The following is a 1,628-nucleotide window of genomic DNA, read 5'->3' on the forward strand; positions in this document are numbered from 1 at the left end:
ACCGCCAGGCGCTGACGCCGGGCGCGACTGTCTCCGAAAGGCGACGCTCGCGCCGCCGCGGCGGCGAGGCGCCTGTCCGCCCTCGCGCCGGCTGCTATTCTCGGGGCGATAGAGGGCTCCGAATGACGCTCATCGCATCAGAGCCGGTCGGGGAGGATCGCGAGATCCCCGAGGTTCCGCTGGCGCTCGGCCTGGCGGGGCTCGTGCCGTTCATCGCGCTGTCGCTGGTCATCGCGCTCCGTCCGGCGTCGGCCGAAGGCGTCGACGTTCCGGCCGCGCTCACCGCCTATGGGGCGGTGATCCTCTCCTTCCTCGGCGGCGTCCATTGGGGCCTCGCCCTGAGGCATCCCTCCCGCGAGACGCGGAACCTGCTCTACGGCCTCGCGATCGCGCCGCCGCTCTGGAGCTGGCTCGGCCTGATGGCCGGCGGCGCCACGGGGCTCGGGCTCATGGCGTTCGGTCTGGCGGCCCATGGCGCGGTGGACGCGGCGCGCTGCACCCGCTTCGCGGCCCCCCGCTGGTATCCCCGGCTGCGCATCCTGCTGGCGACGCTCGCGACGATCACGACGACGGCGGCCGCGGTGGTGGTGGCCCATGCCGGATGAGCCCAGATTGGAAAACGCCGCCGGGAATGCTAGCTGTGCCCTCGGAGCGGGCTCGGTAACGTCTTCGGGGGCGGCAGGTTTCGTGAAAATGAGCGTGGTGCTGCAGGCGGTCGGTGGCGCGGCCGTGGCGATGGTGTTGTGCATGGCGGCGGGCTCCGCCCAGGCCGCGGACCTGGCGTCGGAGGCGCCCGCCGTCGCGGTCGAGGCCCCGGCGGCGGAGAGCGCGCTGCAGTTCCACTCGCCCTTCGGCCCCTGCGAGATGAACTGCTCGGCGACGATCTATGTCGGCCGCTACATCAGCACGCCGATGTCCGACATCTTCGCCAAGTTCAAGACCGCGCCCTGGAACTGGAAGACCAAGGACTCGACGCTGGTCAGCGGCTCGTTCTCGCGCGAGGTGCTGACCTATCGGGATCTCTGGGCGTTCGAGACCGAGCTCGGCGTCGGCAAGCGCTTCGGCGAGCTGCACGCGGCGGAAGCCTGGGGCGCGCTCTACTGGCGCTGGAAGGCGTTCCCCTGGAACAACTATCTCCGCACCACGGTCGCGGTCTCGACCGGCCTCAACTGGGCCTCGAAGATCGACGGCATCGAGCGCGACAAGGCGAGCCACACCTCGCACGTGCTGCACTATCTCTCGCCGGAGATCACCTTCGGCCTGCCGGATAATCAGCACTGGGACGTGGTGTTCCGCTTCCACCACCGCTCCGGCGGAAAGCTCGGCGTGTTCAACCACAACAGCGGCGGCGCGCAGTACCAGACGGTGGGCCTGCGCTACACGTGGTGAGCCGCGCCTGGCGCGGCCGCCTCAGTCGGGCCTGAGCCCGATCGACGGGATGGCGTAGACCGCCGTCTCGCCCAGCACCCACGCCGTCATCTCGCCCGCGCCGAACAGGTCGCCGAAGGCGGCGTCGCGCACGTTCAGCCCGGCCGGCATGGACATGGGCATCGTCAACGCGGGCGCCCTGCCCGTCTATGACGACATCGACCCGGAGTTGCGCGAGCTCGCCGAGGACGTGGTCCTCA

Annotated in this window: 3 protein-coding genes; 2 read left to right on the forward strand and 1 reads right to left on the reverse strand. The window is 70.6% G+C overall.

Annotated features, from left to right (window positions below):
* Window positions 1-122 precede the first annotated feature (122 nt).
* Window positions 123-605 (forward strand): DUF3429 domain-containing protein, encoded by a 483-nt coding sequence (locus ACIKT0_RS18050; RefSeq protein WP_407106708.1) that lies wholly within the window; start codon window positions 123-125, stop codon window positions 603-605.
* Between the two features lie 88 nt (window positions 606-693).
* Entirely contained in the window at window positions 694-1,389 is a 696-nt protein-coding gene (locus ACIKT0_RS18055) for a hypothetical protein (RefSeq protein ID WP_407106710.1), read from the forward strand.
* Between the two features lie 21 nt (window positions 1,390-1,410).
* On the opposite strand, the gene ACIKT0_RS18060 is transcribed toward ACIKT0_RS18055, so the two are convergent.
* Entirely contained in the window at window positions 1,411-1,545 is a 135-nt protein-coding gene (locus ACIKT0_RS18060) for a hypothetical protein (RefSeq protein WP_407106709.1), read from the reverse strand.
* Window positions 1,546-1,628: the final 83 nt, after the last annotated feature.

Origin of the sequence: Hansschlegelia beijingensis, assembly GCF_045505405.1 — a bacterium.
Classification (GTDB): Bacteria; Pseudomonadota; Alphaproteobacteria; order Rhizobiales; family Methylopilaceae; genus Methylopila; species Methylopila beijingensis_A.

Bases quoted from the DNA above. Each gene is read 5' to 3' on its own strand.
- ACIKT0_RS18050 (WP_407106708.1), top strand. From the start codon at position 123: ATGACGCTCATCGCATCAGAGCCGGTCGGGGAGGATCGCGAGATCCCC.
- ACIKT0_RS18060 (WP_407106709.1), bottom strand. From the start codon at position 1,545: ATGTCCATGCCGGCCGGGCTGAACGTGCGCGACGCCGCCTTCGGCGAC.
- ACIKT0_RS18055 (WP_407106710.1), top strand. From the start codon at position 694: ATGAGCGTGGTGCTGCAGGCGGTCGGTGGCGCGGCCGTGGCGATGGTG.